At 55.9% G+C, this 14,626-nt stretch carries 12 protein-coding genes; 4 read left to right on the top strand and 8 right to left on the bottom strand.

Annotated elements, in window-relative coordinates:
* The first annotated feature begins 208 nt into the window (after positions 1–208).
* Both ribB and LAO21_02345 read left to right on the top strand, forming a co-directional pair.
* Positions 209–1,390 (top strand): 3,4-dihydroxy-2-butanone-4-phosphate synthase, encoded by a 1,182-nt coding sequence (gene ribB / locus LAO21_02340; protein MBZ5551530.1) that lies wholly within the window; start codon positions 209–211, stop codon positions 1,388–1,390.
* Between the two features lie 229 nt (positions 1,391–1,619).
* Positions 1,620–2,567 (top strand): hypothetical protein, encoded by a 948-nt coding sequence (locus LAO21_02345; GenBank protein MBZ5551531.1) that lies wholly within the window; start codon positions 1,620–1,622, stop codon positions 2,565–2,567.
* Positions 2,568–3,190: 623 nt separating this feature from the next.
* Here the strand turns inward: LAO21_02345 and tnpA are convergent.
* The 5 genes from tnpA to pxpB form a co-directional block, all read right to left on the bottom strand.
* The gene (gene tnpA, locus LAO21_02350; protein ID MBZ5551532.1) at positions 3,191–3,688 is read right to left on the bottom strand and encodes an IS200/IS605 family transposase; all 498 of its coding nucleotides are present in this window, start codon (positions 3,686–3,688) and stop codon (positions 3,191–3,193) included.
* A gap of 389 nt (positions 3,689–4,077) precedes the next feature.
* Positions 4,078–7,296, bottom strand: coding sequence for a carboxypeptidase regulatory-like domain-containing protein (locus LAO21_02355; GenBank protein MBZ5551533.1), 3,219 nt, complete (start codon positions 7,294–7,296; stop codon positions 4,078–4,080).
* Positions 7,297–7,572: 276 nt separating this feature from the next.
* The gene (locus LAO21_02360; protein MBZ5551534.1) at positions 7,573–8,541 is read right to left on the bottom strand and encodes a biotin-dependent carboxyltransferase family protein; all 969 of its coding nucleotides are present in this window, start codon (positions 8,539–8,541) and stop codon (positions 7,573–7,575) included.
* A 172-nt stretch (positions 8,542–8,713) separates the two neighbouring features.
* Entirely contained in the window at positions 8,714–9,472 is a 759-nt protein-coding gene (locus LAO21_02365; GenBank protein ID MBZ5551535.1) for a LamB/YcsF family protein, read from the bottom strand.
* Positions 9,456–10,133: a 5-oxoprolinase subunit PxpB gene (pxpB, locus tag LAO21_02370; protein MBZ5551536.1), complete on the bottom strand. Its 678-nt coding sequence runs from the start codon at positions 10,131–10,133 to the stop codon at positions 9,456–9,458. Before pxpB ends, LAO21_02365 begins: the two co-directional genes overlap by 17 nt.
* A gap of 85 nt (positions 10,134–10,218) precedes the next feature.
* On the opposite strand from pxpB, the gene LAO21_02375 reads away from it, so the two are divergent.
* Positions 10,219–10,827 carry a Mov34/MPN/PAD-1 family protein gene (locus LAO21_02375; protein MBZ5551537.1) on the top strand — a complete coding sequence of 203 codons (609 nt, stop codon included), beginning with the start codon at positions 10,219–10,221 and terminating at the stop codon, positions 10,825–10,827.
* A 57-nt stretch (positions 10,828–10,884) separates the two neighbouring features.
* Here LAO21_02375 and LAO21_02380 read toward each other — a convergent pair whose 3' ends face one another.
* A complete protein-coding gene (locus LAO21_02380; GenBank protein ID MBZ5551538.1) occupies positions 10,885–12,774 on the bottom strand; it encodes a PDZ domain-containing protein in 1,890 nt (629 codons plus the stop codon).
* Positions 12,775–12,912: 138 nt separating this feature from the next.
* Positions 12,913–13,107: a hypothetical protein gene (locus LAO21_02385; protein ID MBZ5551539.1), complete on the bottom strand. Its 195-nt coding sequence runs from the start codon at positions 13,105–13,107 to the stop codon at positions 12,913–12,915.
* A gap of 405 nt (positions 13,108–13,512) precedes the next feature.
* Between LAO21_02385 and LAO21_02390 the strand changes: the two genes are divergently transcribed.
* A complete protein-coding gene (locus LAO21_02390; protein ID MBZ5551540.1) occupies positions 13,513–14,280 on the top strand; it encodes a hypothetical protein in 768 nt (255 codons plus the stop codon).
* Between the two features lie 157 nt (positions 14,281–14,437).
* Here LAO21_02390 and LAO21_02395 read toward each other — a convergent pair.
* Positions 14,438–14,626: hypothetical protein (locus LAO21_02395; protein MBZ5551541.1), on the bottom strand; the 189-nt coding region annotated here is incomplete at its 5' end.

A 14,626-nucleotide genomic window follows, 5' to 3' on the forward strand; every position in this document is an offset into this window, starting at 1 on the left:
TCGGGCTGTCCGTCAGCACTCTGCGAACTGGGTTTTCTCCCCCCCAAAATGAGATCGGGAGATGCGGACGTCCTGCTGTGCCTTGCTGTATGGCGAAATCTGTCTTAGAATCTAGCCACGACCTTTTAAACAAGGATTATGCTGAGGTCTATCGGTCAAGGGTTTCAACCACGTTGGTGACTCGAAGAGGATTTGGAGAGTTCTGAGGATGACTCCGCAGCGCAATGTCGTACCGATAAGGGACGGGGAAGCCGGCGTCTACTTCGCGACCATCGAAGACGCCATCCGGGACATCCGCGACGGCAAACTGGTGGTCGTCGTCGACGATGAGGATCGCGAAAACGAGGGCGATCTCACCCTGGCCGCCGAGAAAATCCGGCCGGAAGTGATCAATTTCATGGCGAAGTATGGCCGGGGGCTGATCTGCCTTGCCTTGACTCCCGAGCGGCTGGACGAGTTGCAGATTCCCATGATGGTCACTGAAAACACCTCGAACTACGGGACCGCATTCTGCGTGTCGATCGAAGCCAAGCATAAAGTGACCACCGGAATCTCCGCCGCCGATCGTGCCCGGACGATCCTCGCGGCCATTGATCCGGCCACTCGCCCCAACGACCTGGCGCGGCCCGGGCATATTTTTCCATTGCGCTCAAGGCGCGGGGGGGTGCTGGTGCGCGCCGGACAGACGGAGGCCTCCGTCGACCTGGCAAGAATCGCGGGGCTGAAACCCGCAGGTGTGATTTGCGAAATTATGAATGAGGACGGCTCCATGGCACGGGTGCCTCAGCTGGTGGAGTTCTGCCGCACACATCAGCTTAAAATGATCACGGTGGCTGACCTGATCAAGTACCGCATGCGCACGGAGCGCTACGTCCATCCCGTCGCCGAGACGACTCTTTCGACGAAATTTGGCGACTTCCGGATGATCGCTTACGAGAGCATGATTGACGGCGAAACGCATATCGCCCTCGTCAAAGGAAATATTAGCGACGGAGAACCCGTCATGGTGCGCGTGCATTCGCATTGTCTCACCGGGGATGTGTTGGGCTCCACGACGTGTGATTGCCAGAAGACGATCGAGGCGGCCTTGACCATGATCGCGCACGTCGGCCGGGGGGTGTTTGTCTATCTTCATCAAACCGGACGCGGGTTTGGGCTGCAGATGACCGATGGAAAGTATGAGATCGCCTACCACGGTCACAGCGAAAAGGACCGCGGCGATGGCGAAGGCGTCCACATCAATCAGCGCGAGATCGGCATCGGCTCCCAAATCCTTTCCAGCCTGAACCTGCATCGCATACGCATCCTCACCAAACATCCGCGCAAACTCGTCGCCCTCGAGGGGTATGGCATCACCATCGTTGAACACGTGCCGTTTGACACCAATTAGCGGCATTGCAATCCGAGGCCGGAGCCGGGGATATGTTCCTTCAATGGAGCTTCTCAGGGTGGTCTCCATTCTGGCCTTCCTGCTTTGCAGCCTTTCGTCCCGGGTTGTCTCCCAAACTCCTGTTCACGAGAAAACTTCCGGGTCCCCTATCAATGTCGGGGTACAAAGGTCTGATAATCCCGGGACTACGCAAACCACTCCAGCACTCCCCAATTCAGGGTTACATCTCGTGGAATCCTATTTTCCCCTGCAAGTGGGGAACAGTTGGACCTACGAGGTGGCCCTCAATGGAAAAAAGCGCCCAAAGCCGATGGTCATCGAAATTACCAAGATGGTCATTAAGAATTTCCGTTCCTACTACCTGTTCAACCGATTCCCTTTTTCCCCCGGGCAGGAAACTGAACTTCCTCTCCTCCGGTTCGATCGAAAATCACAAACCTACTTCCAGTTGATCAATGACCATGATGTGGAACTCTACCCCACCGAAGGAGAAAACCGGGTCGAGTTGAGCCTGGGTGAGTCGGCAGGGGGTCAGGTGGACCTGCGCATTCTGAAAGTGGCATTTCGAGCATTATCGCAAGTCCCATCTCAACAAGGGACGCCCGCCGACGAAATCGTCTTCAAGTACGGCGAAGGGATCATTTCCGCCCGCAAAACCACTCAACTGGGGGTGGAAGAATACACGCTCACGAAGGCAGAGAAGAACGTGACCCCCTCCGCGGCCGCGCCCGCCGCCAAGGAACCCGTCCCTGAGGAGACGACTCCCTTACCCAAAGGGCCTCCTTCACCCTATGCCGAGACCGGACCGGTGTTGACCCTGGAGGTGACCCCGGAGGCTGGAAAGGTGAAGTTCGTTTTGCGCGTTCGCAATGAAAAGGACAAAATGATCCCTCTCAATTTCGATAACGATCAATCCTATGAGTTCATTATCGCGCCGGAGTCATCCGACCAGCCTCTTTGGCGCTGGTCGACGACCCATTACTTCGCCAAGGTCAAACGCAGCATTGGTCTGCGCCCCGGGGAATCCCTGGAATTTTCCGGTGAATGGAATGGTTTGGATTCCAGCCGTGAGCCCGTACCCGCAGGGAAATACCGCGTCATCGGCATTCTCACCAGCAGACCCGAATGGCGCACTCCCCCGGCCGAGTTCAGTTTCAACCCGCCTCCAGCACAATAAAGAGTCAACTGCAAAGGGCGCCAAGAAGACGCCAAGATCGCAATTGATTATGCCGCGTTCACGCGGCCTCCCCGCAGGGCACTTAGGCCAGTCGTTTACGACGGGTGACGGGACGTCAGCGGAGGCTGCGACGCCATTCCAGGCTGGGACGCTATTCGAGGATGGGCAGTCAAACCGCGTTCACGCGGTTTCCCCGCAGGGCCATTAGGCCAGCCATTTACGGCGCGTGACGGGACGCCAGCGGAGGCTGCGACGCCATCGGAGGCTGCGACGCTATTCGAGGACGGGCAGTCAAACCGCGTTCACGCCGTTTCCCCGCAGGGCATTTAGGCCAGCCGTTTCCGGCGCGTGACGGGACGCCATCGGAGGCTGCGACGCTATTCGAGGATGGGCAGTCAAACCGCGTTCACGCCGTTTCCCCGCAGGGCATTTAGGCCAGCCGTTTCCGGCGCGTGACGGGACGCCAGCGGAGGCTGCGACGCCATCGGAGGCTGGGACGCTATTCGAGGATGGGCAGTCAAACCGCGTTCACGCCGTTTCCCCGCAGGGCATTTAGGCCAGCCGTTTCCGGCGCTCGAGGATGGGCAGTCAAACCGCGTTCACGCGGTTTCCCCGCAGGGCATTTAGGCCAGCCGTTTACGGCTGGTTCCTGGTTCACAAATATGATCAGAGCCCGTTTTAACGGGCTTCAAATCGGTGTTCGAATTTTCAATGCGCTCTAATCGCTCGTGTATCGTTCCCTGATCATGATGTTCTTTCTGATTCCTGACATAATTGATTACCCAGGGAAGATCCCGTGTTCCAAAGCTAACCACGCCATAACCTGTTTGCCAGTCAAGCCATTTTCGTTTTGTGACCTCATGATTGACGTAATATGCGCTGGCACCCTTCAAGTCTCCGATCCAGTCACTGATCAACAGGGTGGGTGGAACAGTGACAACCAAATGAACATGATCCTCGGTTCCGCCGAGACTGTGGAAAAAGATGCCAGGGGTCTGCAGAATTCGATGCTTCAGGAAGTGGTAAACGCGGTTTTCGATTTTCTCGGTGAGCAAATTTGCGTTCTGCTTGGTGTGCCAGACGATATGCAGGTTAATTTCCGAATAGACATTGCGCGGCATCTGTATACCTCCTTCTCCAACGTTCCCCTGAGAAGGCCGTTTAAACGGCCTCCAGTGGTTTTACTCCTCCTGACCAGCCGTGAACGGCTGGCCTAAGCGCCCTTCGGGAAAACCGCGTGAACGCGCTTCGGCCACCCCGCCTCCATTGGCGCCCCGGCCTCCTGACCAACCGTAAACGGCTGGCCTAAGCGCCCTTCGGGAAAACCGCGTGAACGCGGCTTAGCTGCCCATCCTCGAATAGTGTCCCAACCTCCGATGGCGTCCCGGCCTCCTGACCAGCCGTGAACGGCTGGCCTAATGGCCCTTCGGGGAACTCGCGTGAACGCGGCTTGGGCACGCGCACTTTGCGCCTTCTCAGCGCTCTTTGCGGTTAACTTCTCTTTTCTCTTTCAAAAATCCATCCTCAACGACAACTGAATCGTCCTCGGCCTCCTGGCAGCCCGAGGCTGGAGGAAATCGCTGTCCGTGATGTCCGCAAAGCCGTTCACAAAAAAGATGACGTTGTTGAATACATTAAAGATCTCCACCTGCGGACGAACGCTCCAGTGCTCCCTGATTTGAAAAGTCCGTGAAAGCGCTACATCGACTCGATGCTGGGCCGGGCCCAGACCCACATTTCGTCCGAGGTTCCCGCTGGTGCCGATGGTGGGGAGAGCAAAGAAGACGTCGGGATCGAGGGGAGGTGGACCGCCAGGCTTTGGAGCCAGGGTCGGACGCCGGTCGAGCAGTTGAACCAGATTGGGACGGTCCGTCGCCCGGTCGCTCAAATTGCGATCGCTGCCACCGTTGCCTATGGTGAAAGGGCGTCCCGACCCAAAGGTCAGCACCGGGACCGCGACGATCTTCAACTTCGGAATTTCAAGGGTCCCCTGAAAAACAAACCGGTGCCGTTGATCCGTGTTCCCCAGCGACCTCTCCGCCCGGAGGTTGAATTCATCCTGCGGCGTGGCCGTGTTGATGAAAGTGTCTTCGAAAAGTTTGGAAAGGGTGTACGAGGTCCGAAACGATATTCCATGGCTGCTCTGCCGCGTGAGGGCCACCGTCAGGGCGTTATATGTCGAAGAACCGGACGATTCGAGTTGATCAATTCCGAGGAGGGTGGGATCAGGTCGCAGCGGCCGGACCGCTTCGAACAACAATCGAACAAAACGGGCGGTTGAAGAACCGGAGATGAGGGATGGAGCGTTCAATCCGAGGATGAGCGGGGTCTGGATAACACCCCCATGGGGCGCAGGAACGGTTGTACTGGTTCCCAGATCGAAGCGCACATCGGAATAAAGCGTGTTGTCCATTGACAGCGCAAACCTCCCGTTCAACAAGTAATTCAGCAATCCCCCGGGAGGTGGGATCGGGGCATTGATATTGTGATCGCGCCAGAGTTTCACGCCATGATTGAACTGGTACGAAGCCTCAACCACGAGGCCGCGACGGATCTCCCGCTCCACGCCGAAGGAGGCCTGCTCGGAATAAGGAATCCGCAGATTGCCGGAGATCCGCCGGGTGTCCTCGGCCGCGGAAGCCACTGAAAAGATCTCCGCCGAATTCGGAAGGATCTTGGGGAACAGATTCGAGAGGAAGCTGCCGGCCTCAGAGACTGAAAGGCCAGGAAAGGCCCTTTGCACATCGTCAGCCGTGCGAAGATCCACATATCGAAGGCCGCTCCTTCCTGCAAAGTCTCCGAATGTTCGCAACAGGACGCGGTTGTAAAAAATTCCAAAGCCGCCGCGCACCACCGTCTTGCCCGACTTGAATGGATCCCACGAAAACGAGAATCGCGGACCCAAGTTGTTTCTGTCACTCGAAAGGGCGGTCTCAAGGTCATATCGAAACCCAAGATTTAGAGAAAAGTGGGGACGCAACCGCAACTCCTGCTGCAGATAAATCCCTGCCACCGTGTTGGTCACTTGCCCCTCGGGATTGCCGACCGCCTGTAGAAACCGGCTGGGTTGATTGGTCAGGAAATCCGCGATGTTGGAGAACGAGTAAATCCCGTTGGACTCGAACAAATCAAGATCGCGCGAATCCACCCGCTGAATGTCGAGTCCCGTTTTGAAAGTGGATCGGCCTCTCACGAAGGTAATATTGTCGACGAACTGCTGCCGAACCTCCGTACGCTTCCCGCGGCGGTTCGAGGTAAACGTCGAGGCCGAACCGCCGGCGCTGAAGCCAGAGGAGCCATTCACCACCACGGCCACCGGCTGCGCGCCGAGCCCTTCGAGATTCGAGGGCAGGAGCCGGGAGTACTGGTAGCGCGCCTGATTGATCCAACTCGGGTTGACCACAAAATTCTCAGTGATGGACCACGCCTGTGAATCTCGGGTGCGCGCCACCGCGGTCGATGGGAACCGGCTGCCGCCTGTGAATCCGGTCAACGACGATCCCCGGGAGATCTCGTATCGGGCAAACAGATTGTGCTTCTGGCTTAACACCGCATCGATTCTTGCCGAGACAAAGTTACGCTGCGCCGGGGTCGACACCTCCTCGATGAATCGCCCCCCCAGGATGGGCGTGCCCCCGGAAGGCCGATAAATGATGCTTCCCAGTTGGACATTCGGCTGCGGGAGCGGATATCGGGGGTTGGTCTCGAACGGCAGCGGCAAGTTTATTTCGGTCGTGTCGGGAGTGTCATCGCGTTCATAGCCGATCATAAAGAAGATGCGGTCGACCCGGATCGGGCCAGTAAAGAAAAATCCATCCTGCCGCCGTTGGTAGGGCGCACGCGCCTCCCCTGCCAGGTTTCGAAAGAAGCTGTTGGCGTTCAGACTCTCATCCTGGAAGAAGAAATATCCCCGTCCATGGAATTGGTTGGAACCGGAGCGCGTCCGCAGGTTCACGCGGCCGCCGGATGCCCGCCCATATTCCGCTGAAAACTGGTTGGTGATCACCTGGACCTCTTCTATGACCTCGCGGGAATAGCTGATGCGCTCCCGCGCCTCTCGATCGTCGTTGTTGTCCAGGCCGTCAATGGTCAGGTTGTTTGAAAATCCCCTTCCTCCTGACAGCGAGAAAATGCCTGCTTCAATGGGAGTGTCACTGAGAAACTGGCCGTTGGCCGGCTTCGCCGCGTCCCGTGTGTCAAAGGTTTCTTCAGTGACGCCCGGAAACAGGAAAACCAGATCGAGTGGATCGCGTCCGTTGATTGGGATCATCTCGATCTCGCGTGCCGCCAGGGTCCCGCCCACAACCGTCTTCGACAAATCGATGGCCGGGGCCGCCTCCGTTACCACCATCACTTGCTCCAACCTTCCGATATGCATTGCAATGTTCAGGACCATAGTTTGACCGGATTCGAGTTGGACGTTCTTTTGCTCAAAACGCTGGAACCCCTCCACTTCCACTTCAATCTCGTAGCTGCCAGGCGCCAGCCGCGCCGCCAGGAACTCGCCCGTAGCGCGTGTCGTCAGGTTTGTCACCTGATTTCTGCCGGTGTCACGGATTCTGACAACCGCGCCGGCAATGACCGCGCCCGAACTGTCGCTAATCAACCCCTTGATCGTGGCGGAATCGAGATCGTCAGACAGGGCAGGTCGACTACAGACCAGGGTGGCTCCAAGAATGAGCAGGGGGAGAGTCAAACACTTCACCTGAAATGAACTTAAGCAAAACACGGCACCCTCCTTCAGTCGCACACGAGGATTCATCAGTACAAGAGGAATGCGAGTCAAGAATCCCGCGGCACTGTTTGGCAAACGGGTTTAAGGGGGGAGATTACGATCAGGGGGATATCAAATAGGGGGGAACGACATTCGCAATCTATCAAAAATGTCCGGTCAAGAGAAGAGCTTTCTTGTGCGGGAAACCGGAACCCACGCGAACGGGTGGCGGACCTGACGGAAGGGCCGAGTCCGTCCCCGGTACCGCTCATCATGTTTGCAGAACAGCCTTTAATGAGAATCGATCTCGGGCCCTTGGCCTTCCATCGAATACCCTGTGGAAATGGCAGCTTCGATGGAGTTGAGATTCTCCAGCGACTCCTCGAGGCTGATGGACTGGAACCGGACTTCGTCACCGGGTCTTAACTGGCCGAGAACCGGAAAATCAGCAGTGATTACCACTCCGACCTTGGGATACCCACCCGTGGTCTGCCGGTCAGCGGCAAGAACAATGGGTTGGCCGTTGGCGGGAACCTGGATGGTGCCGAACGGTACAGCATCTGATACGACCTCAGCACCTCCACAATGTGTGAGCCCCTTGCCTTCAAAGCGAATTCCCATCCGGTCTGAATCGAGGGAAACGCGGTACGTCTCTCTTTGAAGGTCTTCGATGGAAGCAGCCGCAAAATGATCGTCGTTTGGTCCGAGAATAAATCGAAGGGTCCGGGAGGTGAGGATTCTTTCGGAGAAAAGAGAATGGAACCGGGTTGAGCACCGGTTGTTTCCCCTTTCAAGCGATGAAATGATGTCTCCTCTTTGGAGGGACCGACCTTCCAGTCCACCCAGATGTGTCCGAGTGTGGGTTGACCTGCTACCCAGAACGACTGGCACATCAATCCCTCCCGCGACGGCCACATAAGCACGGCAACCGCGGCGGCACTCCCCAAAACTTAGAACATTCCCGCGCCTCACTTCAAAAGACTGCCACATAGCTGCATCAACTCCATCAAGCCGGGGTGAGAGGGCGGCGCCGGTAATCGCCACCATGGTGCCGCTCAGAAAGCGAAGTGCAGGTCCCATCAGGGTGCATTCCAACGTGGCTGCCTGCTGATCGTTTTCCACCAAACGGTTGGCAACACGATGTGAAAAAAAATCCATCGCGCCGGAAACCGAGACACCGAATTTCTGAAAACCAGTCCGGCCCAGATCCTGGATGGTCGTCAACATTCCCGGCTTGAGAACTTCGATCAGTGCAGGCATAAAGGAAAGACAGGCAGGAGGATCGGCCCCCAAAAAAGACACAGAAGTCACAAGAAACGGGTTGTGGATCAAACTCACCGTGCCTTTGTGCCCCTGTGAATCTTTTGTCTCCAAGCGATGGACCCTTCGCCATCGAGGAAAACGAATTCGCGCTGCTGGAGAGGGTCCAAGTTCACAGCGCGCCGATTTCAACTCCCGCCCCGTCAAGCTCCTGGCGAACCGTCTGAGCAAACTGCAGTGCGCCCGGGGTGTCGCCATGGATGCAAACCGTGTCGGCGCGAACGGAACAGTCCTGCCCGTCTATGGTCTTCACCTTTCCCTCGCGCACCATGCGGATGACGCGGGCAGCCGCTTCGCGGGGATCTTTTACCATGGCGTGGGGGAGCCGACGAGAGGTCAAAGAACCATCCGGCTGATAGGTGCGATCCGCAAAGACCTCGCTGGCCACGCGGAGCCCCAATCGCTCTCCGGCACGGACCAATTCAGAGTTTGCAAGCCCAATGAAGACGAGCGACGGATCAAATTCCTTGACGGCCAGTGCGATGGCGCTGGCAAGCTGGGCGTCGCGTGCCGCCCGGTTATACAGGGCGCCATGGGGTTTCACGTGGGAGAGCCTGGCGCCCTGGGCCTGGACAAATGCCGACAGCGCTCCGATTTGATATAGAACGAAATTTCTCGCCTCCTCCGGAGTGACATTCATGTCTCTCCGACCGAAGCCAATGAGGTCGGGAAATCCGGGGTGGACCCCCACGGCCACGCCATGACGCACAGCGCACTCGACGGTACGGCGCATGGTGTCCGGATCTCCGGCATGAAATCCACAGGCGATGTTGACCGAGGTAATGAAGGGCATGATGGCTTCGTCGACGCCCATCCTCCAGGCCCCAAAACCTTCTCCCATGTCACAATTCAAATCAATTCGTCCACCCATGAAAGTCCTCTTCCGAAATGGAATAAAATTCGATGGAATCGCCGGCCGCGAAACGAAACATTGTATCTTGATTTGCCTTCGGATCGAAAAGCGTGAGCGGGGTGCGCCCGATGAGGCGCCAGCCTCCGGGGCTCTCCATGGGATAGATTCCCGTTTGCGCTCCTGCGATACCCACCGACCCGGCGGGGATTCGCGTTCGTGGAGATGACAACCGGGGCGCGCGGATTTTTTCAGGAACGATTCCGCAGTAAGGAAAGCCCGGCATAAATCCCAACATGTAGACCCTGAATCGGATTCCGGTGTGAATCCGGATCACTTCATCACTGGAGACCCCGTTCATTTCAGCCACCGTTTCAAGGTCGGGGCCGAATCCCCCACCGTATGCCACGGGAACCTTATGGGCTCGAAGTGCGTCCACCGCTTCATCGGACCCTATGTCCGCGGCCTCTTTAAGCCGGGAAATCAAAACCATCCTATTGATTCGTAATGGATTAACATACACAGTGACCGAAGAATAGGCCGGCACAACATCCAGAATTTCAGGCCATTTCAGGCGCTCCAGACGGCCCGCCAGATTGATGGCTTTCTGGTTTATCCGGGGGTCAATACCGGGGCCAAATTCGATGCAAATTGAACTCTCCCCCACCCCGAAAATTTTCACTTCGCAGGCCTACCTTTTTATGTTATAAGGGCATCCCAAATTCTGGCTACATGAGGAAGCTCTTCAAAACTGAGGGCCGTTACCAGTGAGCACTGAGGTCAAAAAGTCGAAATCCGTCGTCGCGCCCATTCGACCTCCCGAGAGAATCGAAGCCTACATTTCCGCGAATGCATTTTGGGGACTGCTGATCTCGGCCATCGAAGTGTACAAGAAGGAAACTTACGGAATCCTCATCGGGTATCGGGATCAAAACGGCATGTTTATTATTGAACACGCCATCCCTCATCAAACCGCCAGTCGCACCCACTTGAGCGTGCGAAAGAACACGCGCGCGCAAAAACGAATGGAGAGTTTCTTGAAGAACATGCCTCACCTTTCCGTCATCGGCGATTTCCATTCTCACACCGGGTGGGGCGACCTGAAGGGGGTGTCACAACCGAGCCACACCGACATCAGCGACATGCAGCCCAACACCATTTACGCGATCCTCGAGGTCAACGACAAGAAACGGTCTCAAGCCTGGGACTATACCGCTGACGGATCACTGGCCGGCACCGCCGATGATTATCACTTCAAGATCAACGCCTATTACCTCGCCGGCCCTCACCAAAACCGCGTCAAGCGCGCCAATATTTTCTGCCCGTACGCCATCGGATTCAATGCAAAACTCAAGGCGGCAGCGGCGGCCGGTTAGGGTTCCGGCAGCCTCGCTGGACAACGACCGGAGATGAGCGCCGTTGCCCTCAACCCATCACGGCCGATTACTCCCCTTCAAATCCGACGGCCGACCCAGCCAACTCGCCCGGATCTGCGTCTGTAATTCCGTGGGATTGTTCAATTCCTTGATCGAGTAAGTCACTTCTTCATGGGAGCCCAAGACGACATCCACATTCAACAGCCGATTCTCACGATAAACGGTAAATTTCACTTTTTCCCCTGACTTCTTTTCCTTCAAGATCTCTCCCAGCGTCTTCAAACTCACCCGCTCCTCATCGACGGCAAGGATGGTATCTCCTGCGCTCAACCCCGCATGAGCGGCCGGAGATTCCGGAATGATGTTTTCTATCACTACGAGGTGATTGGGATTCTCTCCCGAGGAAATACCCGCATAGGGCTCCGCTTGAGAATGTTGGGCATCGAGAAAAAGCCCTGCAGCCTTAAGATACCGATTGTAGTCCACCTCCGCGGTGGTTGCGATGTTCTGCTTCCAGAAATCCGCAAAATCAGTGGAGGAGACGTGGCTGAGGGCTTCCAGGAAGTCCTCTTCCCGGAACCCACGCCCCTGGAGATAGTACGTCGTTCCGGGCGTTTCATAAAATTTCTTGTAGAGAGTCCGGAACACATCATCGAGCGTTTTTGCGTTCGCTGTTCGCTGACGGATTTCAAGATCAAGCAGGGCCCCCAGGATTTCGCCCTGGGTGTAATACGAAAGAAAGACGTTCTGCCAGTTGCTGACATCCGGGGTGTCATGCCAGAACCAGGTATCCAAGCTGGCCTGTTCGACGTTGCGTTCGAAGCGTCCAGGGGAATTCTGGATCATCTCGATCAGGCGGGCCACATGCTTGAAGTACTTCTGATCATCCCAAATGCCGGCGCGGCGGAGACTCAATGACGCGTAATAGCTGGTGATCCCCTCGGAAATCCACAGCGACGGGGTGTAATTTTCTCCTGCGTAATCCCACGGGCCAAGCGCCACCGGGCGCAGCCGCTTGACGTTCCAGCAGTGAAAGAACTCGTGTGCGGAAACCCACAAATAGTTGTCGTAGTTTTCGTCGTCTCCCAAATTGCCCGTGATGACAATCTGCGTGGAATTCAGATGCTCCATGCCATCGCCATGCAAGGCGTAAGGATTAAAGTGGAAGAGGAAGGTGTACTGGTTGTAATCGGGCGGGCCCATGACTTCAAATTCTGTCTTGACAATTTTCTCCAGGTCGCTCACAAACCGATCTACATTCTTATCGCTGCCGTTGTTGTGAATCACCACCCGAAAGCTTTTTCCTGCAAACGAAAAGCTTTTCATGCGCACGGATCCCGAATCGGAGAACGGGGCGATCTCTGTGGGGCAGTCAATGAGAACGTCGTAGTTTGGCGCTCGCAGCATCCAGTGGTTTCCATCCCCTTTTCCCCCCGGGAGCCCATTCATGACCGCCCAGCCATCAGGAGCTTCAATGTCCAAGTCAATCGGATGATCTTTCAGCCCGACCACATACATGTAAATTGAGGCGCCATTGTAATTGGCATGTTGGTCATTGAGCTGCGAAAAAGTTCCCGAAAGGGTGTTGGCGAAAACCTTGTATTCAATGGCCACCCTCTGACTCCCACCCGTGTGGACCCGCCAAGTTTGCTTGTCGATCTTCTCGAATGCGAGCGGCTTGTTCTGATCCCCCTGGGCCCGGAACTCCTGAACATTGTGCGCAAAATCATAAATCACATACCGTCCGGGCGACCACGCCGGCATCTGAAAATCGAGAGCGGGGGCCGCAACCTGTTCAACAATGATCGTCACCACAAAGAAATGCGAAGAGGGTTGAGGCATCGCCAACCGATAATGAATTGAGTCGGCGGCCGAGAGAGTCGAGCCAAACAGGAAAGTGATTAACAAAAACAGGAATCGACAGAGTCGTCCGGGAAATACACCCATTAACTTTCTCCTTGAGTAAAGAGACCACTCAGGCGAGCACAAGACCGTCTGACCGGCCTGCTGGAAACGTGGATCCATGAGACTCTTCCGAGGATACTTGAAGCAACAGGGTGGATCAAGACCAAATCAGCGGGGAGATTACGCCTCCAATTCCTCAATCTGAATGACCAATCGAGGATAATCAAATAATGCTGAGTTGGACACGCTTTGGTAGCCGTGATCCCGCTTTTTGGGATCGCGGGCTTTTCCATGCCGGTCGCAAAAGCCCGTGATCCGCGGAAAAGCGTGCGGATCCCGGCTACCAAACCATAGCACTTCGAGAGATACTGTCATTCGTCAGTATTTTCTATCATCCTCAGTAGTTCCGGCTTCACCAAAAACGAATCCACTCGATTGCAACCTCTGTTCATAATCCCCTCGCAACACTCCAGTGCAACACAACTATTTCAGAATCGGTCCGTGGATAGATTTCATTCGTGAAGTATGTCCGCAATTGGCTGATTCTTAATGACCCTTCTCATAAGAAATTGTGGACTGTTGGATAGAGGATTGCTAGAGGGGTCATTGGCTACTTGCCAATACGGATTCGTCCGAAAAGATAGTGGTCGCATCAGAGGTCAGACTCCAAAGGCCGTCAATGCTACCGAGGCTTACACGTTACGGAGAGCATGGCTCCAAGCGAGTTAATGATAATGAGTTCAAGTAATTAAAATTTCTAAGATAAACGGGAGGATTGAGATGTTGTTTTCTTGTCGTTCCAAGAAGGTGTTTGTAGTCTTCGCGGTGGCTCTATTTCTGTTCGGTTCCGGAGTTTACGTGTCCCTCCTTCACGCCCAAATGGGAGGTGGAGGGATGGGGGGTGGCGGTGGGACCGGCAATATGCCGGGGATGGGAACTGGATCATTTTCAAACCTGATGACCGATGGCATGGGGGGAATGATGCTCCTCAGTGGCGGGCGGCCATTCCATTCCGACGGCACAGCAATTACCCTCGCCGAAGCGACGGACATCGCCCACCGATTGGTCGCGGCCCGAAGAGAGACCAATCTGGCACTCGATGAAATCGAGGAATGGGAATATAACTTCTACGTGGTTGTGAAAGAGACGGACTCTTCAAATAAAGCCTTTCAGTTGGTCATTGACAAGTGGACGGGTGTGGTCATGCCGGAGCCCGGACCCGACATGATGTGGAACGCAAAGTATTTCGGGGGCGGGATGATGAGGGGCCAAACGATGGCTGGATTCTCCCGGGGGAACGCGAACATGACGGTCACCGCGGATGCGGCCGCGCTCGCCGCCAATCAGTTCTTGAGCCAGCGGTTCGCTCCTGCGCGTCGACTGGCCGTGGCAACGCCACCTGATACCTTCTTTGGATACTACTGTTTTGACGTCAACGATGTGGCCACGGGAAAGAAGTATGGGATGCTCAGCGTGAACGGCGCCACCGGCCAGGTCTGGTATCACACCTGGCATGGGAATTTCATCCAGGGCCAGGAACTGAACTAGATTGGAGGGCCTACTCAAAGCGGTTCAGTTATGTCTGGAGGAAGGTTTTCCGCCGGAACTGGTCGCCCGTGAGACCGCCCAACGGTTTGAGTCTCAGCCTCCCGAACGGGGCGATGGTTGCTGGTGATTGCACGAGGAAAACTCGATCCAGAGTAATTCACGTCGCTGAAATGGAGATTGGAAAGGCCCGACCCGAAGCTTCTTCTTGGGTCACACATCTCAAAGTTGTGTCAAGAGGCAAGACTCCACCCAGTGCCCAGCCGAGTATTGCTGTGTGTTCCGCCCGGTCGCCAGTGAGTCGATTGTCTTCGAACGCCACTCCGTTGTTTCCCCATCGAGACGGGCA

Source organism: Terriglobia bacterium, assembly GCA_020073085.1.
Taxonomy (GTDB): Bacteria; Acidobacteriota; Terriglobia; order JAIQFV01; family JAIQFV01; genus JAIQFV01.